Source organism: Nocardiopsis exhalans (assembly GCF_024134545.1).
Classification (GTDB): Bacteria; Actinomycetota; Actinomycetes; order Streptosporangiales; family Streptosporangiaceae; genus Nocardiopsis; species Nocardiopsis exhalans.
Genome location: NZ_CP099837.1, coordinates 2,429,798 through 2,453,313, shown reverse-complemented (window position 1 = coordinate 2,453,313; position 23,516 = coordinate 2,429,798). Strand labels below are relative to the sequence as shown.

General features: G+C 70.2%; 21 protein-coding genes, 3 tRNA genes and 1 pseudogene. 13 read left to right on the top strand and 12 right to left on the bottom strand.

Annotated features, from left to right (window positions below):
* Positions 1 to 65: 65 nt before the first annotated feature.
* Entirely contained in the window at positions 66 to 971 is a 906-nt protein-coding gene (locus NE857_RS10985) for a tryptophan 2,3-dioxygenase (protein WP_254420899.1), read from the bottom strand.
* Positions 972 to 1,177: 206 nt separating this feature from the next.
* Here NE857_RS10985 and NE857_RS10980 point away from each other — a divergent pair, with 206 nt between their 5' ends.
* Positions 1,178 to 1,645 (top strand): Lrp/AsnC family transcriptional regulator, encoded by a 468-nt coding sequence (locus tag NE857_RS10980; RefSeq protein WP_254420898.1) that lies wholly within the window; start codon positions 1,178 to 1,180, stop codon positions 1,643 to 1,645.
* Positions 1,642 to 1,977 carry a DUF4031 domain-containing protein gene (locus tag NE857_RS10975; RefSeq protein ID WP_254420897.1) on the top strand — a complete coding sequence of 112 codons (336 nt, stop codon included), beginning with the start codon at positions 1,642 to 1,644 and terminating at the stop codon, positions 1,975 to 1,977. The genes NE857_RS10980 and NE857_RS10975 overlap by 4 nt, the downstream gene beginning before the upstream one ends.
* Here NE857_RS10975 and NE857_RS10970 read toward each other — a convergent pair.
* The 3 genes from NE857_RS10970 to NE857_RS10960 all read right to left on the bottom strand — a co-directional run bounded on the left by NE857_RS10970 (position 1,940) and on the right by NE857_RS10960 (position 5,014).
* The gene (locus NE857_RS10970) at positions 1,940 to 2,638 is read right to left on the bottom strand and encodes an HD domain-containing protein (RefSeq protein WP_254420896.1); all 699 of its coding nucleotides are present in this window, start codon (positions 2,636 to 2,638) and stop codon (positions 1,940 to 1,942) included. The two genes, NE857_RS10975 and NE857_RS10970, sit on opposite strands and share 38 nt — an antisense overlap.
* A gap of 38 nt (positions 2,639 to 2,676) precedes the next feature.
* Positions 2,677 to 3,339 carry a response regulator gene (locus NE857_RS10965; protein ID WP_254420895.1) on the bottom strand — a complete coding sequence of 221 codons (663 nt, stop codon included), beginning with the start codon at positions 3,337 to 3,339 and terminating at the stop codon, positions 2,677 to 2,679.
* A 73-nt stretch (positions 3,340 to 3,412) separates the two neighbouring features.
* On the bottom strand, positions 3,413 to 5,014 hold the full coding sequence (locus tag NE857_RS10960; RefSeq protein WP_254420894.1) for a sensor histidine kinase: 1,602 nt from the start codon (positions 5,012 to 5,014) through the stop codon (positions 3,413 to 3,415).
* A 207-nt stretch (positions 5,015 to 5,221) separates the two neighbouring features.
* Here NE857_RS10960 and NE857_RS10955 point away from each other — a divergent pair, with 207 nt between their 5' ends.
* Both NE857_RS10955 and NE857_RS10950 read left to right on the top strand, forming a co-directional pair.
* Positions 5,222 to 6,514, top strand: coding sequence for an MFS transporter (locus NE857_RS10955; protein ID WP_254420893.1), 1,293 nt, complete (start codon positions 5,222 to 5,224; stop codon positions 6,512 to 6,514).
* A gap of 174 nt (positions 6,515 to 6,688) precedes the next feature.
* On the top strand, positions 6,689 to 7,072 hold the full coding sequence (locus NE857_RS10950) for a VOC family protein (protein ID WP_254420892.1): 384 nt from the start codon (positions 6,689 to 6,691) through the stop codon (positions 7,070 to 7,072).
* A gap of 77 nt (positions 7,073 to 7,149) precedes the next feature.
* On the opposite strand, the gene NE857_RS10945 is transcribed toward NE857_RS10950, so the two are convergent.
* Positions 7,150 to 7,920, bottom strand: coding sequence for a DeoR/GlpR family DNA-binding transcription regulator (locus NE857_RS10945; protein WP_254420891.1), 771 nt, complete (start codon positions 7,918 to 7,920; stop codon positions 7,150 to 7,152).
* A 254-nt stretch (positions 7,921 to 8,174) separates the two neighbouring features.
* On the opposite strand from NE857_RS10945, the pseudogene NE857_RS10940 reads away from it, so the two are divergent.
* A pseudogene (locus NE857_RS10940) lies at positions 8,175 to 8,876 on the top strand (glycerophosphodiester phosphodiesterase); the annotation flags it as partial.
* 416 nt (positions 8,877 to 9,292) lie between these two features.
* Positions 9,293 to 9,913, top strand: a complete 621-nt coding sequence (locus NE857_RS10935; protein ID WP_254420890.1) for a TetR/AcrR family transcriptional regulator — start codon at positions 9,293 to 9,295, stop codon at positions 9,911 to 9,913.
* An 18-nt stretch (positions 9,914 to 9,931) separates the two neighbouring features.
* Here the strand turns inward: NE857_RS10935 and NE857_RS10930 are convergent, their stop codons facing one another.
* Complete coding sequence (locus NE857_RS10930; protein WP_254420889.1) at positions 9,932 to 11,860, bottom strand: GDSL-type esterase/lipase family protein; 1,929 nt, start codon at positions 11,858 to 11,860, stop codon at positions 9,932 to 9,934.
* A 399-nt stretch (positions 11,861 to 12,259) separates the two neighbouring features.
* Here NE857_RS10930 and NE857_RS10925 point away from each other — a divergent pair, with 399 nt between their 5' ends.
* Together NE857_RS10925 and NE857_RS10920 are read left to right on the top strand one after the other, a co-directional pair.
* Positions 12,260 to 12,907, top strand: a complete 648-nt coding sequence (locus NE857_RS10925) for a hypothetical protein (RefSeq protein ID WP_254420888.1) — start codon at positions 12,260 to 12,262, stop codon at positions 12,905 to 12,907.
* A 206-nt stretch (positions 12,908 to 13,113) separates the two neighbouring features.
* Positions 13,114 to 13,455, top strand: a complete 342-nt coding sequence (locus NE857_RS10920; protein WP_254420887.1) for a hypothetical protein — start codon at positions 13,114 to 13,116, stop codon at positions 13,453 to 13,455.
* 277 nt (positions 13,456 to 13,732) lie between these two features.
* Here the strand turns inward: NE857_RS10920 and NE857_RS10915 are convergent.
* A tRNA-Ile gene (locus NE857_RS10915) sits at positions 13,733 to 13,806 on the bottom strand.
* Positions 13,807 to 14,116: 310 nt separating this feature from the next.
* Here NE857_RS10915 and NE857_RS10910 point away from each other — a divergent pair.
* Both NE857_RS10910 and NE857_RS10905 read left to right on the top strand, forming a co-directional pair.
* On the top strand, positions 14,117 to 15,106 hold the full coding sequence (locus NE857_RS10910) for a malate dehydrogenase (protein ID WP_254420886.1): 990 nt from the start codon (positions 14,117 to 14,119) through the stop codon (positions 15,104 to 15,106).
* A gap of 193 nt (positions 15,107 to 15,299) precedes the next feature.
* Positions 15,300 to 17,792 (top strand): DEAD/DEAH box helicase, encoded by a 2,493-nt coding sequence (locus NE857_RS10905; protein ID WP_254421933.1) that lies wholly within the window; start codon positions 15,300 to 15,302, stop codon positions 17,790 to 17,792.
* A gap of 817 nt (positions 17,793 to 18,609) precedes the next feature.
* Here the strand turns inward: NE857_RS10905 and NE857_RS10900 are convergent.
* Positions 18,610 to 19,095: a cytidine/deoxycytidylate deaminase family protein gene (locus NE857_RS10900; protein WP_254420885.1), complete on the bottom strand. Its 486-nt coding sequence runs from the start codon at positions 19,093 to 19,095 to the stop codon at positions 18,610 to 18,612.
* Positions 19,095 to 19,796 carry a RibD family protein gene (locus tag NE857_RS10895; RefSeq protein ID WP_254420884.1) on the bottom strand — a complete coding sequence of 234 codons (702 nt, stop codon included), beginning with the start codon at positions 19,794 to 19,796 and terminating at the stop codon, positions 19,095 to 19,097. Before NE857_RS10895 ends, NE857_RS10900 begins: the two co-directional genes overlap by 1 nt.
* 644 nt (positions 19,797 to 20,440) lie before the next feature.
* On the opposite strand from NE857_RS10895, the gene NE857_RS10890 reads away from it, so the two are divergent.
* Positions 20,441 to 21,328 (top strand): SAM-dependent methyltransferase, encoded by an 888-nt coding sequence (locus tag NE857_RS10890; protein ID WP_254420883.1) that lies wholly within the window; start codon positions 20,441 to 20,443, stop codon positions 21,326 to 21,328.
* Positions 21,329 to 21,450: 122 nt separating this feature from the next.
* Here the strand turns inward: NE857_RS10890 and NE857_RS10885 are convergent, their stop codons facing one another.
* The 3 genes from NE857_RS10885 to NE857_RS10875 form a co-directional block, all read right to left on the bottom strand.
* The gene (locus tag NE857_RS10885; protein WP_254420882.1) at positions 21,451 to 21,948 is read right to left on the bottom strand and encodes a response regulator transcription factor; all 498 of its coding nucleotides are present in this window, start codon (positions 21,946 to 21,948) and stop codon (positions 21,451 to 21,453) included.
* Between the two features lie 102 nt (positions 21,949 to 22,050).
* Positions 22,051 to 22,123: transfer RNA gene (locus tag NE857_RS10880), tRNA-Asn, on the bottom strand.
* A 243-nt stretch (positions 22,124 to 22,366) separates the two neighbouring features.
* A tRNA-Asn gene (locus tag NE857_RS10875) sits at positions 22,367 to 22,439 on the bottom strand.
* A 179-nt stretch (positions 22,440 to 22,618) separates the two neighbouring features.
* Here NE857_RS10875 and NE857_RS10870 point away from each other — a divergent pair.
* Positions 22,619 to 22,978 (top strand): hypothetical protein, encoded by a 360-nt coding sequence (locus NE857_RS10870; RefSeq protein ID WP_254420881.1) that lies wholly within the window; start codon positions 22,619 to 22,621, stop codon positions 22,976 to 22,978.
* Positions 22,979 to 22,980: 2 nt separating this feature from the next.
* Complete coding sequence (locus NE857_RS10865) at positions 22,981 to 23,514, top strand: hypothetical protein (RefSeq protein ID WP_254420880.1); 534 nt, start codon at positions 22,981 to 22,983, stop codon at positions 23,512 to 23,514.
* Positions 23,515 to 23,516 lie beyond the last annotated feature (2 nt).

Here is a 23,516-nt window from a genome sequence, read left to right as displayed (position 1 = left end):
TGGTGACTGTTCGGCATCGCGATCTTCCCGGACGCGGTGTGCCCGGAGGACGCTGCGCGGTGTCTCTAGATGGTGCTGCGCAGGGACCACAGTTCCGGGAAGACGTCCTTCTCGGCGTTGCGGGCCAGCCAGTTGAGGCCGTTGGAGCCACCGCTTCCCGGCTTGCCGCCCATCGTGCGCTTGACCGCGACCAGGTGGAGCTGACGCCAACGTGTCACCCGCTCGGCCACGTCCACCAACGCCTCGGCCAGCAGGTACAGCTCGTTTCCGGGGCGGTCGTCGGCGTAGACCTCGGTCCAGGCGCGCTCGACCTCGGCGGAGGGCTCGTAGTCCTCGGTCCAGTCGCGCTCGGCGCTGGTGTCCGGGACGGGCAGGCCGCGGCGGTGCAGCAGGCGCAGCGCGGCGTCGTAGAGGCTGGGGCGCTCGATCAGGTCGGTGAGGTCGGTGACGACCCCGCTCATCGCCTTGTGCGGGCGGATCATGGCGGCGGACTTGTGGCCCAGCAGGAACTCCAGCTTGCGGTAGCTGTAGGACTGGAAGCCCGAGGCCTCGCCGAAGGAGTCGCGGAAGCGGTTGAACTGGGTGGGGGTCATGTCCGAGAACAGGCCCCAGGTGCTGTTGAGCACGTCCTGGGCGTTGCAGGCGCTGCGCAACCAGGCTACGGCGCCGGGCACGTCGTCGACCTCCAGCGCGTCCCGGGCCTGCTCCCAGCGCTGCTGGATCAGCGCGAACAACAGCTCCATCACCTGGGTACCGATGATGAAGGCCGACTCTGCGGGCTCCTTGGTGCGCGGGTTCTGCAGACTCAGAAGGGTGTCGATCCCGGCGTAGTCGACGTAGGGGGTGTTCTTGTCGAAGCTCAGGGTCGGCTTTCCCCCGTTGCTCTCCGCCCTGCTGGCGCGGGCCTCCGCCGCGCCGACGTCCTCGGTCGGAGCGTAGGGACACTGCTGGGCGGACGTGGTGGAGAGCATCGGGTGTACCCCTCGTTTTGCTGCGCGGCTTCGGTCGTCGCACGCACCGCGCCGTGGTCGAAAAGTCCCCCGTGCACGGCGCCGTGAACGTGAGCTCACATACTCGGACATATTCCCGCGATACGGAATGGGCGTCGACGACACAAGTCGGTCATTGACCTAACATTCATAACGGGAAACAACCATCGGCCTTGGGATCACAAAGTATGACCTCACGACTGGCAACCCCGCTGGACAGCGTTGACCAGCGCATCCTCCAGGAGCTCCAACAGGACGGGCGGCTGTCCTTCAACGAACTGTCCCGAAGGGTGAACCTCTCGGCCCCCGCCGTGGCCGACCGTGTCCGCCGCCTGACCGACCGCGGGGTGATCACCGGCTACCACGCGCACGTCGACCCGGCCGCCGCCGGACTGCCGGTCACCGCTCTGGTGCGCATGGAGTGCTTCGGCGCCCACTGCCTGCTGCGCGAGCGGTCCTCGCTGGAGCTGCCGGAAATCCTCCAGGTGCACCGGGTCACCGGGGACGCCTGCTGCGTACTGCTCATCGCGGTGCGCTCCATGGAGCACTTCGAGGAGGTCATCGACCAGCTCGCCGAGCACGGCCGCCCCTCCAGCACGATGGTCCTGTCCAGCCCGGTGCCCTGGCGCGCGGTGACCGCACCGGGGATGCAGTGAGCATCCTGATCGACAGCCCCGTCTGGCCGGGCCCGCGGGGTTGGAGCTTCGCGCATTTGGTGAGCGACAGCTCCTTCGACGAACTCCACGCCTTCGCGCGCGAGCTGGGCGTCCCCGAGCGCGCCTTCGAACGGGACCACTACGACGTCCCCGAGCACCTGCACGCCCGTGCGCTGGACCTGGGCGCCGAGCATGTCAGCGGGCGCGAGCTGGTCCGTCGGCTGCGCGCGTCGGGGCTGCGCCGCCCCAAGCACCCGCGGCCCGCCCCGCCCACCGACAGGGAAGCGCCGCCGGTCAGGGTGGCGGAAGCTCCCCCGGGACCTCCTGGGTGAGCCGGTCGACCTCGGCGAGGATGTTGGACCGGGCCCGGGGCTCCCAGTGCGCCCGGCCGAAGGGCGTGTGGAACAGGTGCGGGGCCTCCAGCAGAGAGCGCAGGACCTGGAGGCGTCCGGCACGGAACACCTTGTCGGCGAGCTGCCAGTACTCGGCCCGCACCGCCGCGGTGTAGGCCAGGTACTCGTCCGCGGGACCCGCGAGTGTGGACAGGTCGGCGTCGGAGACCACCGCGCCGTTGGCGTCCCAGCGCTCGGGCCGGTGGTTCTTGGTGACCCCCACCAGACGCACCACCTCGGCGATCAGTCCGGGTTCCTTGCCCATGAGCGCGAGCAGGCGCTCGGCCAGGGCCGCGCTCTCGTCCTCGTCCCGGCCGGGACGGCCTTCGTAGACGGCGTCGTGGAACCAGACCGCGTACCGGACCGCGTCAGGGTCGCGGGCCTCCTCCTGGAGGGTGTCCACGGCCCGCAGAGTGCTCCACAGGTGGGAGACGGTGTGGTAGCGGCGGTGTGACTCGCTCCAGCGGCCGAGGAGCTCCTCCCCCGCAGCCCGGGCCTCGTAGCCCTCCCCGGCCAGGCGCTTCCAGGAGTCGGCGAGCAGGATCGCGTCCTCCTCCCGTAGAGGGAAGAAGCGATCCGGCCGGTCCTCGAAGCTCCTCATGTGACCACCCTTCCCCAGGGCGGGGGCGAGAATCCCGGTCAGGGGTCCGCGCCCTCCACCAGCCCGGCCTCGTAGGCGAGGATCGCGGCCTGCACGCGGTTCTTCATACCCAGGCGGCTGAGGATAGTACTCACATAACTCTTGACGGTGCCCTCCACCAGGAAGAGGCGTTCGGCGATGTCGGCGTTGGACAGCCCCGCGCCCACCAGGACGAGCACGTCCCGCTCCCGTTCGGTGAGGTCGGCCACCCGTTCCGCGGCCGCGGCCTGCTTCGCCGCCCGGCCTCCGCCGAACTGCGCGATCACCTGCCGGGCCACCTGCGGGGACAGGTAGGCGCCGCCGTCGGCGACCGCGTGCACCCCGGAGATGAGTTCGCGGGGGTCGCCCGCTTTGAGCAGGAAGCCGCTGGCACCGTCACCGAGTGCCTGGGAGACGTAGCTGTCCTCGCCGAAGGTGGTGAGGATGATGACCTTGGTGTCCGGGGCCGCCTTGCGGAGCTCTGCGGTGGCGGCGAGCCCGTCCATACGGGGCATCCGGATGTCCAGCAGGGCGACGTCGGGGCGGTGGGAGAGGACCAGCTCCACCGCTTCGCGGCCGTCGGCGGCCTCCGCCACCACCTCGATCTCCGGATCGCTCTGCACGATCGCCCGCACACCCGCGCGGATCATCGCTTCGTCGTCGGCGAGCAGCACCCTGATCACGGCCGTGACCTCTTTCCTGTCCGGAATGTCTGGGGAAGCATGCCACAACGCCGTTCCCGTCGGGTTCGCGGGCTCATCGGGACTCCAGCTGTTCCTTGCTCACCAGCACTCCCTCTTCGAAGCACAGCTGGTAGAAGGCCACGTCCGCGTCGAACATCCCGGCCGAGCCGCGGTAGTGGTCGCAGCCGGGGTCCGCGGACTCGAAGCTCTCCAGCTGCGCCCCGGTCAGCGCCATCGGGTAGTCGGGCAGCCGGTCCTCCAGGCCCTCCCGGTGCTCGCCCAGGGGGATCGACGCGTACTCCTCCGGCGGCAGTGTGCTGCCCGCCAGGACGCTGGCGAGAGTGGCGTAGACGGCGGCGATCACGACCAGGACCACGCCCACCGGAACAGCGACCAGAGCCAGGGTCCACGGCTGGACCCGGCGGCGGGCGGCCCGCTGGAGCTGCTCGATCACCTCGGTGCTGTCGCCGTCGCCCTCCCCCTCGGTCACCTGCTCCCCGTCCAGCGGCATGGTGGCGCACACCTCCCAGCCGTCCCCGTGCGGACCGGTGGCCAGGGTTCCGCGGACCATCCGGACGCGTTCGCGCAGGCCGGTGAGCCCGTGCCCGCCGCCGGAGCCCGGCGCCTGTCCCTCCTTCCCGGGGCGGGCGTTGGTGACCCGGACCTCCACCCGGGTGCCGTCCGCGGTCAACCACACCGTCACCGGGGCACCCGGCGCGTACTTGGTGGCGTTGGTCAGGGATTCCCGCACCACCCGGTAGGCGGCGCGGTCCACCATCGGCGGCAGCTCCTCCAGCGGCCCCTCGCGGACCATCGTGACGTCCAGCCCCGAGTCGCGGGCGCGTTCGACCAGGGCGCGGACGCTCTCCCCGGCCGGCGCGGTGGGCGCGGGCTCCGGCTCGGCGTCGGGGCGCAGGACCCCGATGATCTCGCGCAGCTGGGCGGTGGCCGAGACGGCGGTCGCGCGCAGCTGCGCGATCTCCTCCCGGTGGCGGTCGGCCAGCTCCGGAGATACCTCCAGGGCTCCGGCGCGCAGGGCGATGAGGCTGAGCTCGTGGCCGAGGGAGTCGTGCATGTCCTGGGCGATCCGCGCGCGTTCGCGCAGCCGGGCGCGGTCCGCGGTGAGCTGCTGTTCGAGCTGGAACTGGCGGGCGTGCTCCCAGCCCGCCGCACCCAGTTCCACCTGTTGGCGCCGGTAGACGCCCACCAGCCAGGGCAGCACCGTGCAGATCACCAGGGCGAACCCCACGGTGACCCACAGGCCGGGGACCTCTTCGATCCTGATCAGCACGTGTGCGGCCATCGCCAGGCACAGGGCGACGAAGACCGCGATCGCGAGCCAGGTGCGCCTCGTCCGGCGGCCCGCGAGGTAGGACACCACGATCAGCGGGACCAGGAAGGCCTGGGACCAGGTGCAGGCGTACACGGCCAGGCAGGGCGCCAGCAGGGGGTAGGTGCGACTGAGCACGATCGCCGTCCCCACCATGGCGCTGACGACCAGGAAACGCCAGGTGTGGTCGTAGCCGACGACGGAGAAGACGTAGGACTCCGCGAGCAGGAGCAGGCTGAAACCGAGCCACAGCAGCAGGTCGCGTACGGCGGCGCCCCGGGTGGGCCACCCGGGGCCGGGGGTCAGGGCCCGGCGCGCGCCCCGGGACAGTTCGGCGAAGTCCATGGGGAGGAACCTACACAGCCGGGGCCGGGTCCGGTCACCCACGAAAGTCAGGTCCTGCCCCCGTCCGAGGGTGGTCGCCCTGTCCCGCTACCTGACGGCCCCGCCCCAGGACGGTTGCCGTGTCACCCGCCCAGGACAATCCACCTATCATGGGATGGTTTGCGGCCGGGGGCGACGGTGCGGCACCACGAGACAGAACGAGGTTGTATGTCACCTCTGGAGACCCTGCGGCGGATGAACCGGATCGCCGGTTGGCCGCTGCTGCTCGCCACCTTCCTGGCCCGGCTCCCCGTATCGATGACCCTCATCGGGCTGCTGACCCTGGTCACCAGTACCACCGGCAGCGTCGCCGCGGCCGGTCTGGTCTCCGGGGCGTTCGCGCTCGGTGAGGCCGTGGGCGGTCCGATCATCGCCCGCTTCGCCGACCGCCACGGGCAGCGCGTCCCCGTCCTGGTGACCGCGCTCCTGGACGCGGCCCTGATCGTCCTGCTGGTCGCCGCGGTCGCGGCGGACGCCCCGCTGCCGGCCCTGGTGGCGCTGGCCGCCGTCGGCGGTCTGTGCATGCCCCAGGTCGGCCCGATGGCGCGCACCCGCTGGGTGGTGCTCATCCGTAAGGGGACCGGCCACGGGCCGGAGCGTGAACGCTCGGTCTCGGCGGCGATGTCGGTGGAGGGCGTCCTGGACGAGGCCTCCTTCGTACTGGGCCCGGCCCTGGTCGGCATCCTCACCCTCACCCTCTCCCCCACCGCGAGCGTGCTCGGCGCGGCCGTGCTGATCGGTGTGTTCGGCACCGTGTTCGCCCTGCACCCCACCGCTCCGCCCGGGTCGGCCCCGGTGCGCGGCGCCGAGGGCCGGATCGCCCGTCCGGCGCTGCTCCTGCTCGCCGTGCCGATGTTCTGCCAGGGGCTGTTCTTCGGCGGAATGTCCACGGGGGTGACCGCGTTCGCGGACAACGCCGGACACGGTGACCTGTCCGGACTGATGTACGCGGTGATGGGGTCCAGCAGCGCCGTGGCCGGACTGATGATGGCCTCGCTGCCGGTGGGCTTCTCGCTGACCGCGCGCACCCGGGTGGCGGCGGGCGGTCTGGCCCTGCTCACCCTCCCCCTGTACCTGAACCACGGGCCCGCGACCCTGGCGGTGGCCATCTTCGTGCTGGGTGTCGCGATCGGCCCGCACCTGGTGAGCCTGTTCGGGCTGATCGAGCGGGCGGCCCCGCCCAGCCGGCTTTCGCAGTCGATGGCGATCATCCTGAGCAGCCTGATCCTGGGGCAGTCCCTGGGCTCCATGATCTCCGGCGCCCTGGCCGACACCTACGGCCACCAGGGGGCGTTCGCGCTGGCCACGGCGGGCGGGCTGATCTCGTTCGCGGTGACCACGCTGGTCCTGCGCGGGCGCTGGTACGAGCGCCCCGACAACTCTGGTGCCGGTGCCCGTGCCACCGCGCCGGTGGCCGGGACACCCGTGGCCAGGACCGCTGGGGCCACCCGGGGGGATTGAGCTGGACCGGCTCCCGGGCTCCAGCGTTAAGCCCGCGTCAAGAACCTGGTCCGGGGGCCGGTTCCGAGCCTAGGCTTAACAATCGTGCTTGATCTGTTCAAGGCGCTCGCGCCCCGTGCCAGCCTGCTCCGTGTAGCTTCTCCGCCGTCCCCTCCACTCGCCGGGGTCGCGCGCGTGACCCTGTCCGTACGCGATCACGACGTGAGCGCGCACTTCTACCGCTCCGTCCTGGGGCTGCAGCCGCAACGCCCCGAAAGCCGGGGCGGCCCGCGCCAGACCGTGTTCCAGCTTCCGGGCGGACCGGTGATCGAGCTCGTCCAGCACCAGGACAACTTCAAGGGCCGCTTCGACAGCCGCCGCTGCGGCCTGGGCCGCCTGACCCTGGCCGTGGCCAACCCGGGCGTGCTGGAGGCCTGGGAGGACCGGTTCACCCGGATGGATGTGGAACACACCCCGGTGGCCCACACCGCGGAGGGCTCGACCCTGGTCTTCCAGGACCCCGACGGCACCGAACTCGCACTGTTCGTGCCCGCCGACCCCGACACCGACGAGGACTGATGTCCCCGGACAGAGCGCTCCCTGCGAGGAAAGAGCGCTCTGCGCGGGGAATCTGGGAAACCTGAGGAGGAGCGGGGCTACTCGCCCGGAACGGTCTTGAGGCGAATGTCGCGCTCGCCGAGCTCGTCCACCGCGGAGCGCGGCAAGCGGTCGTCGGTGATGATCAGGTCGAACTCCTCCAGGCGGGCCACCCGGAAGGTGCCGAACTTGCCGTACTTGGTGCTGTCCACCACCAGGACACTCTTGGAGGCGATGCGCAGCAGTTCCTGCTTGGCGGTCACCTTGGCCTCGGAGGGCGTGGTCGAGCCGCGTTCGGCGTCCCAGGAGCTGCTCGCGATGAAGGCGAGGTCGACATTGACCTGGCGGAGGAAGTCCGCGGTGAACTGGCCGACGGAGGAGTGGTCGGAGTGCGAGACCACGCCCCCGGTGTGGATCAGTTCGATCCCCGGGTACTCCATCAGGTGGCCGACGACGTTGAAGTCACTGGTGATGACGGTCAGCCCGACCTTGTCGGTGAGCAGCGGCACCATCTGCAGGGTGGTCGTGCCCGCGTCCAGGTAGATGGTGAAGTTCTCGCGCACCAGGTCGGCCGCGGCGCGGGCTATGGCGCGCTTGGCGGGCACCTCCAGCTGGGCCTTGGCCAGGTAGGAGGGCTCGCTCTTGAGCCGCGCGGCCAGCCGCACACCACCGGTGACCGACAGGACCTTGCCGTCGTTCTCCAGAGCCTGGATGTCGCGACGCACCGTCATGTGGGACACGGACAGCATCGACGTGAGCTCGTTGATACTCAGCACGTGCCGCTCCTGGAGGAGCTTCAGGATGTGCTCTCGCCGTTGGTCCGGGATCATCGTTCGCCTCACACTCGGGGGCCGGCCTTGGGGCGCCGTGCCATCACGACACCCAGTAACAAAGTTTCCCAGGTAGCTGTACCCAGGACGGTGTCCTGGCGACGTGAGTCCGCTCGCAATCCCACCACGGTCGGACCTCAGCACCGTACGTACCGGCGCCGCGCACCGCTCGCACGGGCCCCACCCGAACGCCTTGGTGGGCGTTTTTCCTGTTTGCGCCACGTAACGCGCTGCTTTTTGCCACTCTTGACTGCATGACGTTGTCCATCGCACTACGCGGAGACACCGCACGATTCCCGGGTAACACGCTTCCGGCCCTGCGCTCAGCCTTGCGCGCCGGAGTGGACCTGGTCAAGATCGACGTCCACCTGACCTCGGACGGGTACCCGGTCCTGGTGGACGAACGTGTCGTGACCGCCCCGGGTTCCCCGCCCCGCCAGGTCGGTGATCTGACCCTGGCCGAACTTGCCGCCACCCGCGACGACGTGGAGCGGCGCGTACCCACACTGATGGAGGTGCTGGCCGAGTTCTGCGGCCGGGACGCCTCGCCCCTGTTGATCGACGTCACCTCGCCGGAGGCCGCGCTCGCCGCCGACCAGGTCCTGCGTGAGCACGGCTTCGGCGACCAGGCGCTGTTCACCGGGCCGCTGGAGACCCTGCGGGCCCTGCGCGCCCGGAGCCCCGGTGCGCGGCTGATGCTGGCCTGGGAGCAGCCCGGACCACCGCCGCAGGAGGTGGCACACGCGTTGCGTCCGACGTTCCTGGGGGCGCACTACACCCTGTTGGACCGGGAGAGGATCGGTGAGATACACCGGCACGGTTATCGGGTGGTCGCATGGACCGTGAACGAGTTCCCGGAGATGGCCCGGCTCATCGGCATGGGTGTGGACGCTCTGGCCACCGAACGCGTCGACGACCTGGTTTCGCTGACTTCCGGCCGCGCCCAGGAAACCCCTCAGGGGGTTGTGCCGGGAACTCCGCAGGGGCCATCGGTGACACCGCACGAGGCGCACCAGGGGACGCACCATAACGCCATTGACAACGCCGTCCACAACGGCGTTCGCAACGCGGAACAAAGCGCCTCCCAGGGCTCCTTCCAAGGAGTCGCACAGGGAACGAACCCGCCCACCGGACCGACCTGAGGAAGCACTGAGACAGCAGGCCGGGGGCCCGCGACGGCCCACTGGCCGCCCTGGAGAAACAGCACACGACACCCATAAATAATGTCATTGCGCACATGAACACCATGCGCACCAAAAAAATCCGCTTTGGCCAATGAGTTCCGCTGTTCCACACGTTTTGTCACCCGCTCGCGGATACCCTGGAGTTCCCTCCCCTTTGCGGTGCACACCGACCGACGAGAAACCCACGCATGACGGCCGACCTCTCCCCTCACGCGCTTCGCACGACAGCCCCCGTCCTGGACTGCGCGGCCCGCCTGTTCGCCGAGCACGGTTCCCGCGGCATGGCCATGTCCGATCTGACCCACCGGATCGCGGCCGAGACCGACACCGACGCGGCATGCCTCAGGCGGGCCTTCCCCACCAGGTTCGACCTGACCTACGCCGTCGTGTTACGTGCCACCCGAGAACGCGTCAACACCCAGCTGGCGGCCGACGACCCCGAGCGGCCGCCCACCGAACGCATGTCCGACCTCGTCCGCAGGCACGTGAGCTCCGGCTGGAAACACCGTGCCGCCATCGCCCTGAGCCAGGACCTGCTACCGACCTTGCGGGCCATCAACCCCGCCCGACACCGCGAGATCAGCTCGCTGCACCGGACCTTCCGCGCGCACGTGCACGGGATCATCGTGGCGGGGGTGGCCGCCGGACAGTTCCCCATCCGCGACACCGGCAAGGCCACCGACTCCGTCCTGGACACCTTCGACTCACTGCTGCACTGGTACGACCCCGAGGCCGGACTCAGCCTCAGCGATCTCGGCGGCGTCTACGTCGACCTGGTGATCCACCACCACCTCCAGTACCCGCGCTGACCGCACCGGCGGGGGCTGTCAGTCGCCGATCAGCTCGTACAGGTCCACCGACTCCGCGATCGCCCTCAGCCCGGCCTCGTTGGGGTGCAGGTGGTCGCCGGAGTCGTACTCCGGGCGCAGCCGGTCCGGCGCCATCGGGTCGCGCAGCACCGCGTCGAAGTCCCACACCCCGTCGAAGGCCGAGGAGGCCGTGTCCTGCGCCTGTTCCCGCAGGTGGGCGTTGACGTACTCACGTCCCTGGTCCACCTCCGGAGTGCACCGGGCCTCCCCCGCGCAGGGCACCAGGGTCGCCACGAAGACCCGCACTCCGTGTTCGTTCGCGGTGTTGGCCAGCCGCCTCAGCCCCGCGACCACCTCGTCCGGGTGTGCGCCCCAACGCAGGTCGTTGATCCCGGCGAAGACCACCACCGAGTCCACCCCGTTCTGGGAGAAGACGTCCCGCTGGGCGCGGTGCAGCATGCTCACTCCGCTGGCGTAGGTGGACACGCCCTCGCCCGGGTAGCCGTCCGAGGTGATCCGGTTGCCCGCCACCCCGAGGTTGAGCACCCCCGGGTTGGGCAGGTCCGGGCTGGCGTGCAGCCGCGCGCTGAGCACGTCCGGCCAGCGCGTGTAGGCGTCCCGGCCCGAACGCAGGCCGTCGGTGATGGAGTCGCCGTAGGCCACCACCGCACCCGGGCCGTCCGAAATCTCGATCCCGGTGAGGAACGGCCACCGGTCCACCAGCCCGGTGAACGGCTCGCCGGTGCCGTCCATGGTCTGGTTGCCGCTGCCGGGCACGCTCGTGTAGTTGGTGTCCACCGAGGCGTAGTGCACCGGCGCAGCGGTGACCCGTTCGGGCAGGTGGAAGCTGACCAGGAGCTGGGTCTGCGGCGGCAGGAGGATGTCGACGGGGTCGCTGACCAGCCTGCCCCCGGCCGGGATGACCGCTCCGGGTACGCCGTCGAAGGTGAGCGGGACCGCCGCGCCGCGGGTGGCCGCGCCGTGCGTGGCCGCGTCCTCGTCCCGCAGGGCGATGGAGGCCGCGCCGATGGCGACCGGGCGGGAGGCGAAGGTGTTGTCGAGCCGGATCCGGGCCTTGTAGCCGCCGGTGGTGGTGCGCACCGTCAGGCGCAGCGTCTGGTCCTCCCACGGGCCCACCTCGGCGTACCCGGAGGTGGCGCGGGCCCAGGTACCGGTCCAGGACTGCGCCGCGGACCGCCCGCCCACGGAGAACACGTGCAGGCTGGCGTCGTCGTCCAGGACCGTGGGCAGGATGACGTGGTCGACCTCGCGGTCGGGGTCCAGCGGCACGGAACGGGCGTACAGGCGTACCGAGCCGATGGTGTCCTGCCCGAAACCCGTGGCCGAGTTGGCGTAGGGCAGGGACAGCACCGCGTCCCCGGCCGGGCCCGCCGCCCAGTCCGGAACCGAGAACGGGAAGTCCTTGGTGGTGCCGTCCGAGTAGACCACCCGGCCGTTGCCCCGCACGTCCTCGCCGGTGCCGTCGGTCCGGGTCCCGGTGACCAGGAAGGTCACGGACTGGAACTCGGCGGGCTCGGCGGCGAGCGCTACGGACTGGCCGTCGGAGATCACGTGGTCGGGGCGTCCGGGACCGTAGACGGGGAGTTCGAGCGGGGTGTCCAGCAGGACGACCTCTCCGCCGGGGTGCCAGCCGGCCGCGGCCAGGCCGCGCGCGGACAGGCTGTTGCCCGCGTGGTCGAGGTCCCCGGCGCCGGCGGAGCCGTCCGGGGAGATCCCGATCCGATCCATGAGGGCGGACAGCGGCTGCGCGGCGGGTTCGTCGGAGTCGTCGGCGGGGTGCGCGGTGACGTCGGGGGTGACCGTGGTGTTGAAGGCGGTCAGCACAAGCAGGAACACCGCGAGGACGGAGACGCCCCGCAGGACGTGGTCCCAGACCGTGGCCTTCGGGTTCGCGGCGCCCGTGCCTGTTCGCCCCCCGTCCACCACACGCCTTCCTCCCCGTCTGTTCCTCCCGGCCGCCCCGGGCGCGCTCCGGTGTCCGCGTCCCCCGGAGGCGGCGGATGCTCCCGTACACGTCTGAGCCACCCACTGGCCCGACGAACCCCGGCGCGGTGGTTGCACCGGACGCGGGAGACATGGGACATGGCGGCCGCCGACCGGCCGCCAGTTTAGGGGAGAACGGGGGTGCCGACCCCGTGTTCGAGGGGCCTCGCATTCGCTTTCGGCCCCGACCCGACGGCCCCCTGCGACACTCCGGAACCACCCCCGGGAAACCCGGTGCTCTCTTCGCATCCGCCCCGAACTGCGGAAAGTCCGCAGGCACACGGAACGTGGCGTTTCGTACCCGCCCCTTGAGGGCAAAAGGGCGGTCAGGAGGTACCCCCCGTGGAGACCGGAACGATCGTCATCATCGTCATAGTCGTGATCGTCATCGCCGGAGGAGCCGCGGCCGCCGCTCAGCTGGTGCTCCTCCCCGCCCTTCGTACCAACCGCCTCAGAAGACGCTTCGGCCCCGAGTACGACCACGCTCTGGAGGTGTACGGCGACAGGGCGGATGCCGAGCGGGACCTCACCGAACGGCTCCGTGAGCGCGGGGGCACCGAGTTGCGTGAGCTCACCCGGGAGGAGGCCGCGGCACACGCCGACGCATGGACCGCGGTTCAGGGGGAGTTCGTGGACGACCCCGTCGGGTCGGTCCGCGGCGCGCGCAGCCTCACCGACAGCATCATGCGGGACCTGGGCTACCCCGACGGCCCGATGGCCGAGGGCGGTGTCCACGACGACGCGAGCTTCGAAAGACGCGCCAAGGATCTGTCCGTGGACCACCCCGAGGCGGTCGCCCGCTACCGCGCCACCTGGGCGGCCGGGCACCTCGCAGAGGCGGACCAGACGGCCACCGAGAACCTGCGCGAAGCGCTGCTGGCCTACCGGGAGCTGGTGGAGGCCCTGCTCGGCGGCCTCCCCAAGGAGCACAGGAAGGGCAACGGCCGGGAGACCGGAACGCCCCCCGCGCAGGCGGAACAGACGGAGTAGCCATCACGAGGGAGGTTGACATGGCGGATCGCCCAGTGCGACCCCGGCACCGGCCGGGCGCGAAACGGATCGACCCCGAGCCCGTCGAGAAACCGAAACCCCCACAACCGGTGTCGGCCCCCGAGTCTGCCGCCCCGGCCGAGCCCGCCGGGCGAGTCGGAACCGGCGGCGAAGACGAGACCGGTGGAAAGGCCACGACGACCGACGTGACCGAGACGACCGAGGTGCGCGTGCCCCAGCAGGCCAGATCCCGCCGAACCCCCGACCCTTCCCGAACCTGGCGCCTCCGCCCCCGCGGTCTGGTCACACACGAGGTGCGTGAGCGCTGGACCGAAGCGCAGGGCGAGTTCGTGGACGACCCCCCGCGCTCGGTGCGTGAGGCGGACGCGTTGGCCGATGAGGTCGCCGACGCCCTGATAGCCGAGATCGAGGCGCGCCGGGCTTCGCTGCGCTCGGTCTGGAACGACACCGAGGCCGACACCGAGGCGCTGCGGCTGGTCCTGCGCGACTACCGGTCCTTCGTCAAACAGATGGTGGGCGACGACTGACCACGTGGCCATCGCGTCGATCACCCCGGGAGCCCGCCGAACGAACGGGCCCCGGGCGGTGAGGTTTCGGTGCTGTCCGTTTCCGGCGGAGAACACGGTCTTCGCTGGACACGCAGCACCGGAAAACCAGAAAAGGGAGCCATTCGGACAAACGTCACGAAAAGCGAGATAGTCCGCGCACGCCACCCCGGTTCAGCAATTGAAGGGGTGGGTGCGCCGACGGCCCGAGAGTGCCGTCGGCGCCGCGTGGAGGGGGTTTCCACACAGGTGAGAGGTGTAGGCCGGGCAGGACTCGAACCCGCGACCCAGGGATTATGAGTCCCCTGCTCTAACCAACTGAGCTACCGGCCCCCTGTCGCCAGCAAACGTCATCCTAACAGGGTGTGTCCGCCGTTTCCTCGCGGTAAATCCGTTGCGCCGCAGGGCTTGCCCACACCCGGGAGCAACACTGGAGACAGGCCGGACAACGACGCACGTGAGGCCGTGGGCGGCGACGCGCGCAGCGTTAGACCGCACCTTGGTCGCGGACGGCGCCGGGGAGCGGTCTAGGGTGTGATGGTGCGGCGCGCGCCTGGCCGTACCCCCTGGGCCCGGCACCGGAGCCGCCTCGAACCCGTTGGTAACATCGCGGGTCGCACATCGTCGTCAGGAGAGTTCACGCATGTCCAAAGCACCCGTCAACGTCACCGTCACCGGCGCCGCCGGCCAGATCGGCTACGCCCTCCTGTTCCGGATCGCCTCCGGTCAGCTGCTCGGCGCCGACACCCCGGTGAAGCTGCGCCTGCTGGAGATCCCGCAGGCCGTCAAGGCCGCCGAGGGCACGGCGATGGAGCTTGACGACTGCGCCTTCCCGCTGCTCCAGGGCATCGACATCTTCGACGACGCCAACAAGGCGTTCGAGGGTGCCAACGTCGGCCTGCTGGTCGGCGCCCGTCCGCGCGGCCCGGGCATGGAGCGCGGTGACCTGCTCCAGGCCAACGGCGGCATCTTCAAGCCCCAGGGTGAGGCGATCAACGCCGGTGCCGCCGACGACATCCGCGTCCTGGTGGTCGGCAACCCGGCCAACACCAACGCCCTCATCGCGCAGAGCCACGCCCCGGACGTCCCGGCCGAGCGCTTCACCGCGATGACGCGTCTGGACCACAACCGCGCGCTGACCCAGCTCGCCAAGAAGCTCGACGTGTCGATCAACGACATCAAGAAGCTCACGATCTGGGGCAACCACTCCGCCACCCAGTACCCGGACCTGTTCAACGCCGAGGTCAACGGCGCCAACGCCGCCAAGGCCGTCGGTGACCAGGCCTGGCTGGAGAACGACTTCATCCCGACCGTCGCCAAGCGCGGCGCCGCGATCATCGAGGCCCGTGGCGCGTCCTCGGCCGCCTCGGCCGCGAACGCCGCCATCGACCACGTCTACGACTGGGTGAACGGCACCCCCGAGGGCGACTGGACCTCCGCGGCCATCCCGTCCGACGGTTCCTACGGCGTGCCCGAGGGCCTCATCTCCTCCTTCCCCGTCACCTCCAAGGACGGCAAGTGGGAGATCGTGCAGGGCCTGGAGATCGACGAGTTCTCCCGCGGCCGTATCGACGCTTCGGTGCAGGAGCTCGTCGAGGAGCGCGACACCGTCAAGAAGCTCGGCCTCGTCTAGTAGTTCCGTCAGCGGGTCCGCTCGTAGGTCCGCGGCGCGTGGCTGTCACGGGCACGCCCTCCTCACGGGGGCGTGCCCTTCGCGTGTGTGGGAGTTCGCGACCGCACAAGGCCCTGGTGAGCGGACGAACCCCCCGCCGTGTCCCGAAGGGGTGCGGAAAGCGGGCAGTATAGAGACCGTGAGTCTCATCGATGTGCTTCCGGCCGAACCAGAACCCGATTCCCTCTTCGAGGCGTTCGCTTTGTGGGCCGAGGAGCGGGGCATCACCCTCTACCCGCACCAGGAGGAGGCCCTCATCGAGGTGGTCTCCGGGTCCAACGTCATCCTCAACACCCCCACCGGCTCCGGCAAGAGCCTGGTCGCCACCGGCGCGCTGTTCGCCGCCCTGGCACGGAACGAGTGCGCGTTCTACACCGCGCCGATCAAGGCCCTGGTGTCGGAGAAGTTCTTCGACCTGTGCAAGATCTTCGGTACCGAGAACGTCGGCATGATGACCGGTGACGCCAGCGTCAACGCCGACGCTCCCATCGTGTGCTGCACGGCGGAGGTCCTCGCCCAGATCGCCCTGGCCGAGGGCAGGGACGCCGACATCAACACCGTCGTCATGGACGAGTTCCACTTCTACGCCGAACCCGACCGCGGGTGGGCGTGGCAGGTGCCCCTGCTGGAGATGCCCCAGGCGCAGTTCCTGCTGATGTCGGCCACCCTGGGCGACGTCAGCCGGTTCGAGGAGGACCTGGAGAAGCGCACCGGACGGTCGACCGCCGTGGTCGCCTCCGCCGAGCGCCCGGTCCCCCTCTACTACGACTACCGCGTCACCCCGCTGCACGAGACCCTCGAGGAACTCCTCGGCGACGGGCACGCGCCCGTGTACATCGTGCACTTCACCCAGGCGCAGGCCGTGGAGCGCGCACAGTCGTTGACCAGCATCAACATGTGCACCAAGGAGGAGAAGGCGAAGATCGCCGAGGAGATCGGCAACTTCCGCTTCACCACCAAGTTCGGTCGCAACCTGTCCCGCTACGTGCGGCACGGCATCGGCGTGCACCACGCCGGGATGCTGCCCAAGTACCGGCGCCTGGTCGAGCGGCTGGCCCAGTCCGGGCTGCTCAAGGTCATCTGCGGCACCGACACCCTGGGCGTGGGCGTCAACGTGCCCATCCGCACCGTGCTGTTCACCGCGCTGAGCAAGTACGACGGGGTGCGGGTGCGCAGGCTCCGGGCCCGCGAGTTCCACCAGATCGCCGGGCGTGCCGGGCGGGCCGGGTTCGACACCGTCGGCAACGTGGTCGCCCAGGCCCCCGAGCACGTGATCGAGAACGAGAAGGCGCTGGCCAAGGCGGGCGACGACAGCAAGAAGCGGCGCAAGGTGGTGCGCAAGAAGGCCCCCGACGGGTTCGTGTCCTGGGACGAGGCGACCTTCCGCAAGCTCATCGAGTCCGAGCCCGAGCCGCTGAACTCGCGGTTCCGGGTGAGCAACGCGATGCTGCTGAGCGTGATCGGGCGGCCGGGCAACTGCTTCACCGCCATGAAGTACCTGCTCACCGAGAACCACGACGACCGCAAGACACAGCGCCGCCACATCCACGACGCGGTCTCCATCTACCGGTCGCTGCTGGACGGCGGGATCGTGGAGACCCTGCCCGAACCGGACGAGCAGGGCCGCACCGCGCGGCTCACCGTGGACCTGCAGGCCGATTTCGCGCTCAACCAGCCGCTGTCCACGTTCGCGCTGGCCGCGTTGGACCTGCTGGACGTGGAGTCGCCGACCTACCCGCTGGACGCGCTCACCGTGGTGGAGTCCACCCTGGACGACCCGCGTCAGATCCTCGGTGCCCAGCTCAACAAGGCGCGTGGCGAAGCCGTCCAGGAAATGAAGATGGAGGGCATCGAGTACGAGGAGCGCATGGAGCTGCTGGAGGAGGTCGACTACCCCAAGCCGCTGGAGGAGCTCCTCAACCACGCCTACGAGGTCTACCGGACCGGCCACCCGTGGGTGGGCGACCACCCGCTGCGGCCCAAGACCATCGCCCGTGACATGTACGAGCGCGCGATGAACTTCGTGGAGTACGTGGGCTACTACGAGCTGGCCCGCTCCGAGGGACTGGTGCTGCGCTACCTGGCCAGCGCGTACAAGGCGCTCAACCAGACGGTGCCGGACGACGCCAAGACCGAGGAGCTGCGCGACCTCATCGAGTGGCTGGGCGAGCTGGTGCGCCAGGTGGACTCCAGCCTCCTGGACGAGTGGGAGCAGCTCACCAACCCGGAGGAGGAGGCCGAGGGCGAGGGCGCGGAGGTCGAGGAGAAGGTCCGCCCGGTCACCGCGAACGCCCGTGCCTTCCGGGTGCTGGTCCGCAACGAGATGTTCCGCCGCGTGGAGCTGGCCTCCCGGCGGCGCTACGGCGACCTGGGCAAGCTGTCCGAGGACGACGAGTGGAGCGGCGAGGAGTGGGCCGAGGCCGTGGAGGCGTACTACGCCGAGCACGACCAGATCGGTACCGGTCCGGACGCGCGCGGTCCGAAGATGCTCCTCATCGAGGAGGAGGATGACATGTGGCGGGTCCGCCAGATCCTCGCCGACCCGGCCGGTGACCACGACTGGGGGATCAGCGCGGAGGTCGACCTGGCCGCGTCGAACGCCGAGGGGCGCGCTGTGGTGCACGTGACGGACGTGAACCGGCTCTAGCCGGGCCTGAGCCGTTGGTGGGGGCCTTCCCGGGGCGGATGCCGTTGGCAAACCCGGGGGGAGTCCGGGCTGGGCCCCCGTTGCCCGCCGCTTGGTGGTTGCCGTCTGCGCTGCGCGCGTCAAGGTGGTCGCCGTCGCGGCTTGGCCGGGTCCACCTTGACCCGCTTCGCTGCGACGGCGGTGGGCGGCTGTCGGGAAACGGGGGAGGAGTGGTCTGGGTGACAGACGGGCCCCGAAGGGGCCCAACGGCAACGGCAACGGCAACGGCAACGGCAACGGCGCGGTACCCTCCACCGGCCTGCGCGCGAGGCCTGGCCGTGTCGCGGCCGGTCACGCACCCCGACGAACAGCAACAGCGAAGACACCGCTCCCGCCCCGGCGGGACCCCCTACCCGGCCCGGTGGACAGACCGATCCAAGCACCACCCCGGCCGGACCCGGACCGGTTTCGGCCCCTCCTTTCAGCGTGATCTTGCTACCAGGAGCAAGTTCAGCGCCGAACTTGCTCCTGGTAGCAAGATCACCGAGAACCTGACGGTTACGGAAGCAACGGACACCTGCCAGCCCGGGTTTCGGACACCTCCACCCACCCCAAGCCCTCGAACCCACTGCCGGAAACCACCCCCGGACCCCAACCAGATGCGGCAACAGCATCTGGGGCGGGGAGGGCCCCGTCCGCGTTTTTGCGAGGTTTCTGGGCATGCTGAGGTGGGCGAGACGGAAGGCTCCCCCAGTACAAGGAGACACCGGGGCGGGGCGTTCTCGCCAGTGCGGACCCGCCCTCCTGTGGACAACCCGGTGGGGTGAAGTGTCCCCGATCAGTTCAGCAGGTGGGCGTTGACCTCGCGGACGTCCTCGGCGAGGTCGGGGCGTTCGACCACGGTACGTCCGGCGGCGGTCAGGCGTTCGGCGCCGTCGCAGTCCACGAACAGGGCCGGTTCACGCCAGGCCAGGACCACGCGCGGAACGGGCGTGGAGAGGATCAGCTCGGTGCACGAGCGCGGGCGTGAGGCCCGTGAGCTGCACGGTTCCAGGGACGTGTAGACGGTCGCCTCCCTCAGGCGCGGGTCCTCGGGGTCGATCCCCCGGAAGGTCACCTCCTCGGCGTGGTCGTGCGGGTCGTCGCGGCGCGAGTAGCCCTCGCCGAGGATCTGTCCCCGCGCGGAGACCACAACGGCACCGACGGAGAAAGCGGTGCTCGAGGGCGGGCAGGAGCGGGACAGCTGGATCGCCGCCGTCAGCCAGAAACGGTCGGCCGCCCCCTCCGCCGGGCCGGGGCCGCCGGTGCTCCCGGTCAGGTCCATCACCGCTCCCCCGGGTTCAGTGCGTACCGCAGCACCGCGATCCCGCCCAGGGAACGGGCCTCCACCAGGCGCATGGGCGTCTGCGGGGAGTAGGGGTAGGCACCCGGCATGACGAAGCGCGGAGCGTCCTCCTCACCCACCAGGAACGGGGCGACGGCCAGCCGGAGCTCGTCGGCCAGGCCAGAGGTGAGGAACAGGGTGTGGATGTGTCCGCCGCCCTCGACCAGCAACCGGGTGACGCCCCGGCCGGCCAGGTCGTTCAGGATCGCCTCGGCGGTGGGCGGGTCTCCCGCGTCCACGACCTCGGCGGGCGGGTCGGTGTCAGGGCGTCCGGCCAGGCGCTCGGTGGCGGTGGCCACGCCGGGCCCGCCGGTGTAGACGACCGCGCCCGCGTCGCCGGTGGAGAAGAAGCGCGCGCCGGGGTCCACGTCGCCGCCCCGGGTGACCACGGCCTTGAGCAGGTTCTCGGTACGCCCCTGTTCGCGGCGGTGCTCGCGCAGGACCGGTGAGCGCACGAGGAGGCGGGGGTTGTCGGCCCTCAGGGTGCCCGCGCCGACCAGGATCGCGTCGCATCCGGCGCGTAGTTCGTCGATCTCGGCGAAGTCGGCCTCGTTGGACAGGCGCAGGCGTTCGGGGCTGGTGTCGTCGATGCGTCCGTCGATCGACATCGCGCAGCTCAGGATGGTGTAGGGACGGTCCATGCCCCCAGGTTAACGGCGTTCGCGCGGGTGAAGTCCGAGGGCGTGCGCGGGCGCGTGTTCTCTTCCCCGCGCTCTTCCTTTTCCGGGGCCTACCACTGGAGAAGTGCGTGAATGGCTTAACCGCGCTCAGCGGGGATTGTCGCTGGCAGCGGTGCCGTTAGGGAGAATACGCGCCGATTTCGCCATCGGCGACCGCGGCTGTTTCGGCTTCCGCGACCGTTCGGGACCCACGACCCGGGCCCTTCGGAGGGGTTCGCGGGGGCACAGGAGGACCTCCCCGGCCGGGACCCCGGGTGGCGCCGCTCGGCCGGTTCCCCCGGTGAAGCCCGAAGAGCGGGGAGGTTTCGAGCCTCCGAGGTGGCTCGGGGGGGGCACCGGTGCCGGGGTGGGGCCGGTGACTCTGGCCCCATTCCTCGCATAATGGACATTGGGTGTATAAGTGCGTGTTCACTCAAGGCCGTCCTAACACGTAGCGCGCGCACCTTCAAGGGCAACCTCAGGCGACGTTTTTTACCACCTGTATCCTGGAGTCGGTTAACAACCGCGCCAACGCGGAATAGAATCCCTTGACGCGGTCCCGCACGGGACCTTCCCAGAAACCTGGGAGTCGACCGCACTTCCCCACCTCAGACAAGAGGACGGCGATGTCTCGTTTCACCTCCCCCGATTTCCTGAGGCAGGCGGGGGACAAACACGTCAGGGCCAAACCTCCGCCGCCCGTCAACCTGGTCAGCGCCAGCATCACCCGACTGCGCTCCTTCCACCTCGAGGGCAAGGACCACTTCGCGGTCGACCGTGATCTGGCCGTCAAAGCCGAGCGCGCCGTGCCCGGTTTCGTCGACATCGTCCTGGGGGAACGCGCCTTCCTCCAGCGGGCAGTACGCCACCTGGCCGCGGAAGTGGGCATCCGCCAGTTCCTCCAGGTGGGGTCCGGAATGCCCGCGCCCGGGGACCCCCACGAGATCGCCCACGAGAGCATCCCCGACGCCCGGGTCGTCTACGCCAGCGAGGACCCCGTGGTCCTCACCAACCACCTCGCACTGATCCGCGACGGACGCACCACCACCGCCGTGCGGGGCGGGCTGGGAGAGGCCCGCAGCCTCCTGCACGACCCGGAGAGCAGCCAGCTGCTCGACCTGGACCAGCCGATCGGGCTCCTGCTCACCGGCGCCGTCTCACACCTGAGCGACTTCGAGGCGGCCGCCCGCGGTATCGCGGAACTCCGCGAGGCCCTGGCCCCCGGCAGCCACATGGCCCTCAGCCACTACTGCCGCCCCGACCCCGCGCGCAGCCCCAAGAGCGCGCTCCGGGCGGAGCAGCTCCAGCGCCTGTTCACCGAACACCTCGGGCACGGCTACTGGCGGACCGAGAAGGAGATCGCCTCGCTCTTCGACGGCTGGGAGACGGTGACCCCGGGCCTGCTCCAGACCCAGAAGTGGCACCCCCTGCAGGTGGATCCCCCCGCCCCCGGGAGCTACGCGATGCCACAGCGCAACCAGCAACTCATCATCGGCGGCATGGGGCGCATCTGAGCCCACACCACCCTCGCACCCGCGTTGGAGCCCCCGGGCCCGGCAGCGGGCGAGGGTAGCCCCGTCCGCCAACGCGGCCCGGCGCCGCTCTCGACCCCCGCAGCCGCGATGGGTCGTCCTCGTCAAACCAACGGTTCGGCCAACCCGTCCTTGTAGGCGGCCACCACCAACTGTGCTCGATCCCGCGATCCGAGCTTGGTCATCGCGCGATTGACGTGAGTCTTCACCGTCAAAGGTGAGAGGAACAGTCGGTCGGCGATTTCTGCGTTCGACAGGCCCTCCGCCACCAGAGCCGTCAGTTCCCGCTCCCTCGCGGTCAACTCCGCCATGCCCGGATGCGCTGCGGTGACCACCGGCACCGGGGATTCCAGAAAACGCCGGATCAGCCCCTTGGCCGCTGCCGGCGACAGCGGGGCGTCACCGCGCACGACCGCGCGGACACCGTCTACCAGAGCGGACGGTTCCACTCCCTTGCCGAGGAAACAGCTCGCCCCGGCCCGCAACGCTTGGTAAACGTGGTCATCGATCTCGAAGGTGGTCAGAACCACGACCCTGGTCCGCGCCGGGGCAGGGTCCGCCGTAACCTCCCGAGGGGCGGCGAGGCCGTCGGTCCCGGGCATCCGGATGTCCGTTCCGGCCTCCCTTCGCGGACTTCACCCACGACGAGATCCACAGCATCCACGACAAAGGGCCCCACTTGGATAAGTAGGGCCCTGATGTTGCTCCCGCGACTGGACTCGAACCAGTAACCTGCCGGTTAACAGCCGGCTGCTCTGCCGATTGAGCTACGCGGGATCGACACCGCCCCGAAGCCCTGCGGCCTCGGCGACATGCACAATCCTAGCGCCTCCACGAGGGTGCTCGCGACGCCTTTTCGCCCTGTGCAGCCCAGCTCACCCCACCGGACACTCACGTGCACGCAACCCGTCAGCCTGCCCGCCGCCCCGCGGATCATCCCCTACAGGTCACCCGCGGGCCGGGGGGGTCCCGACACGAAGAGGGCCCACCGGATCTCTCCGATGGGCCCTTTCTCTGCTGCTCCCGCGACTGGACTCGAACCAGTAACCTGCCGGTTAACAGCCGGCTGCTCTGCCGATTGAGCTACGCGGGATCGACACCGCCCCGAAGCCCTGCGGCCTCGGCGACATGAATAGACTAGCGCGCTTCGAGAGTGCTCGTGACCGTTCAAGAGTGCTCGTGACCGGTGTCGGCTCGTGTGGCCCGAACCACGGGAAGGTAACGTCGGGCACGGAGCACTCCGACCGTCACCAAGTCCGTAAAGAGGGAGCCATGCGCTACCGGATCACGTTCGTCGCCGGACTCGCCATCGGATACGTGCTGGGTGCCAAGGCGGGCAGGGCCCGCTACGAGCAGCTCGCCCGCACCGCCCGCAAGGTGGCCGACAGCCCGCTGGTCCAGGAGGTGGCCGGGGTCGTCGGCGCCCAGACCAGCAAGGCCGGACGGGCCGTCTACGACAAGGCCGTGGAGAAGATGCCCGTCACCTCGGTGCGGGACTTCCTCGCGCGCCCCACCGACGAGGAGGTCCAGCTCATGGAGTGGGAGACCAGCGTGGCCAACGGGACACGGCCCGGGCACGGCCCCGAGGAGGGCCGGACCCGGGACAGCAGGCCCGAGGACCGGGACTTCTGACTATGGCTCTGTTCGGACCCCACCTCCCCGAACAGGTGCGTTCCCGGCTGGAGCGCGGTGAACGGGTGCTCGCACAGGCACCCGTCGCCGCCCCGGCCGGGGACTCCCCGGCCCCCGGCGGGGCCGTCCTGGTCGCGACCACCCGCGCCCTGTACCTGCCCGAGGGGCGCGCCGTGCTCTGGCAGGACATCGACCGCGCACGGTGGAGCCCCGACGCGCTCACCTTCGTGGAGGAGGGCGTGGGCGAGCACACCGTGCGTCTGCGCACCGAACTCACCGGTGACCCGGTGGACTACCGGCGCATGGCCGAGACCGTCTCCGAACGGGTCACCTCCACCATCCTGGTGAACCGCTTCGTCCCCTTCCCCTCCACCGAGTCCACCACCGGCTTCCGACTGGTGGCCCGGCGCGCCCCGCTGGGCAGTGAGATCGACTGGCGGGTGCACCTGGGCGAGGACCTGGACCCGGAGGATCCGCGCCTCTCCGAGGCCGTCTCCCGGGCCCTGGCCCTGCTCCGCGAACAGATGGGCGTGTGAGC

Coding starts and splice junctions, on each gene's coding strand:
- NE857_RS10985 (WP_254420899.1), bottom strand. CDS start 971: ATGCTCTCCACCACGTCCGCCCAGCAGTGTCCCTACGCTCCGACCGAG.
- NE857_RS10980 (WP_254420898.1), top strand. CDS start 1,178: ATGACCTCACGACTGGCAACCCCGCTGGACAGCGTTGACCAGCGCATC.
- NE857_RS10970 (WP_254420896.1), bottom strand. CDS start 2,638: ATGAGGAGCTTCGAGGACCGGCCGGATCGCTTCTTCCCTCTACGGGAG.
- NE857_RS10960 (WP_254420894.1), bottom strand. CDS start 5,014: ATGGACTTCGCCGAACTGTCCCGGGGCGCGCGCCGGGCCCTGACCCCC.
- NE857_RS10955 (WP_254420893.1), top strand. CDS start 5,222: ATGTCACCTCTGGAGACCCTGCGGCGGATGAACCGGATCGCCGGTTGG.
- NE857_RS10945 (WP_254420891.1), bottom strand. CDS start 7,920: ATGATCCCGGACCAACGGCGAGAGCACATCCTGAAGCTCCTCCAGGAG.
- NE857_RS10935 (WP_254420890.1), top strand. CDS start 9,293: ATGACGGCCGACCTCTCCCCTCACGCGCTTCGCACGACAGCCCCCGTC.
- NE857_RS10910 (WP_254420886.1), top strand. CDS start 14,117: ATGTCCAAAGCACCCGTCAACGTCACCGTCACCGGCGCCGCCGGCCAG.
- NE857_RS10900 (WP_254420885.1), bottom strand. CDS start 19,095: ATGGACCTGACCGGGAGCACCGGCGGCCCCGGCCCGGCGGAGGGGGCG.
- NE857_RS10895 (WP_254420884.1), bottom strand. CDS start 19,796: ATGGACCGTCCCTACACCATCCTGAGCTGCGCGATGTCGATCGACGGA.
- NE857_RS10890 (WP_254420883.1), top strand. CDS start 20,441: ATGTCTCGTTTCACCTCCCCCGATTTCCTGAGGCAGGCGGGGGACAAA.
- NE857_RS10885 (WP_254420882.1), bottom strand. CDS start 21,948: ATGCCCGGGACCGACGGCCTCGCCGCCCCTCGGGAGGTTACGGCGGAC.
- NE857_RS10870 (WP_254420881.1), top strand. CDS start 22,619: ATGCGCTACCGGATCACGTTCGTCGCCGGACTCGCCATCGGATACGTG.
- NE857_RS10865 (WP_254420880.1), top strand. CDS start 22,981: ATGGCTCTGTTCGGACCCCACCTCCCCGAACAGGTGCGTTCCCGGCTG.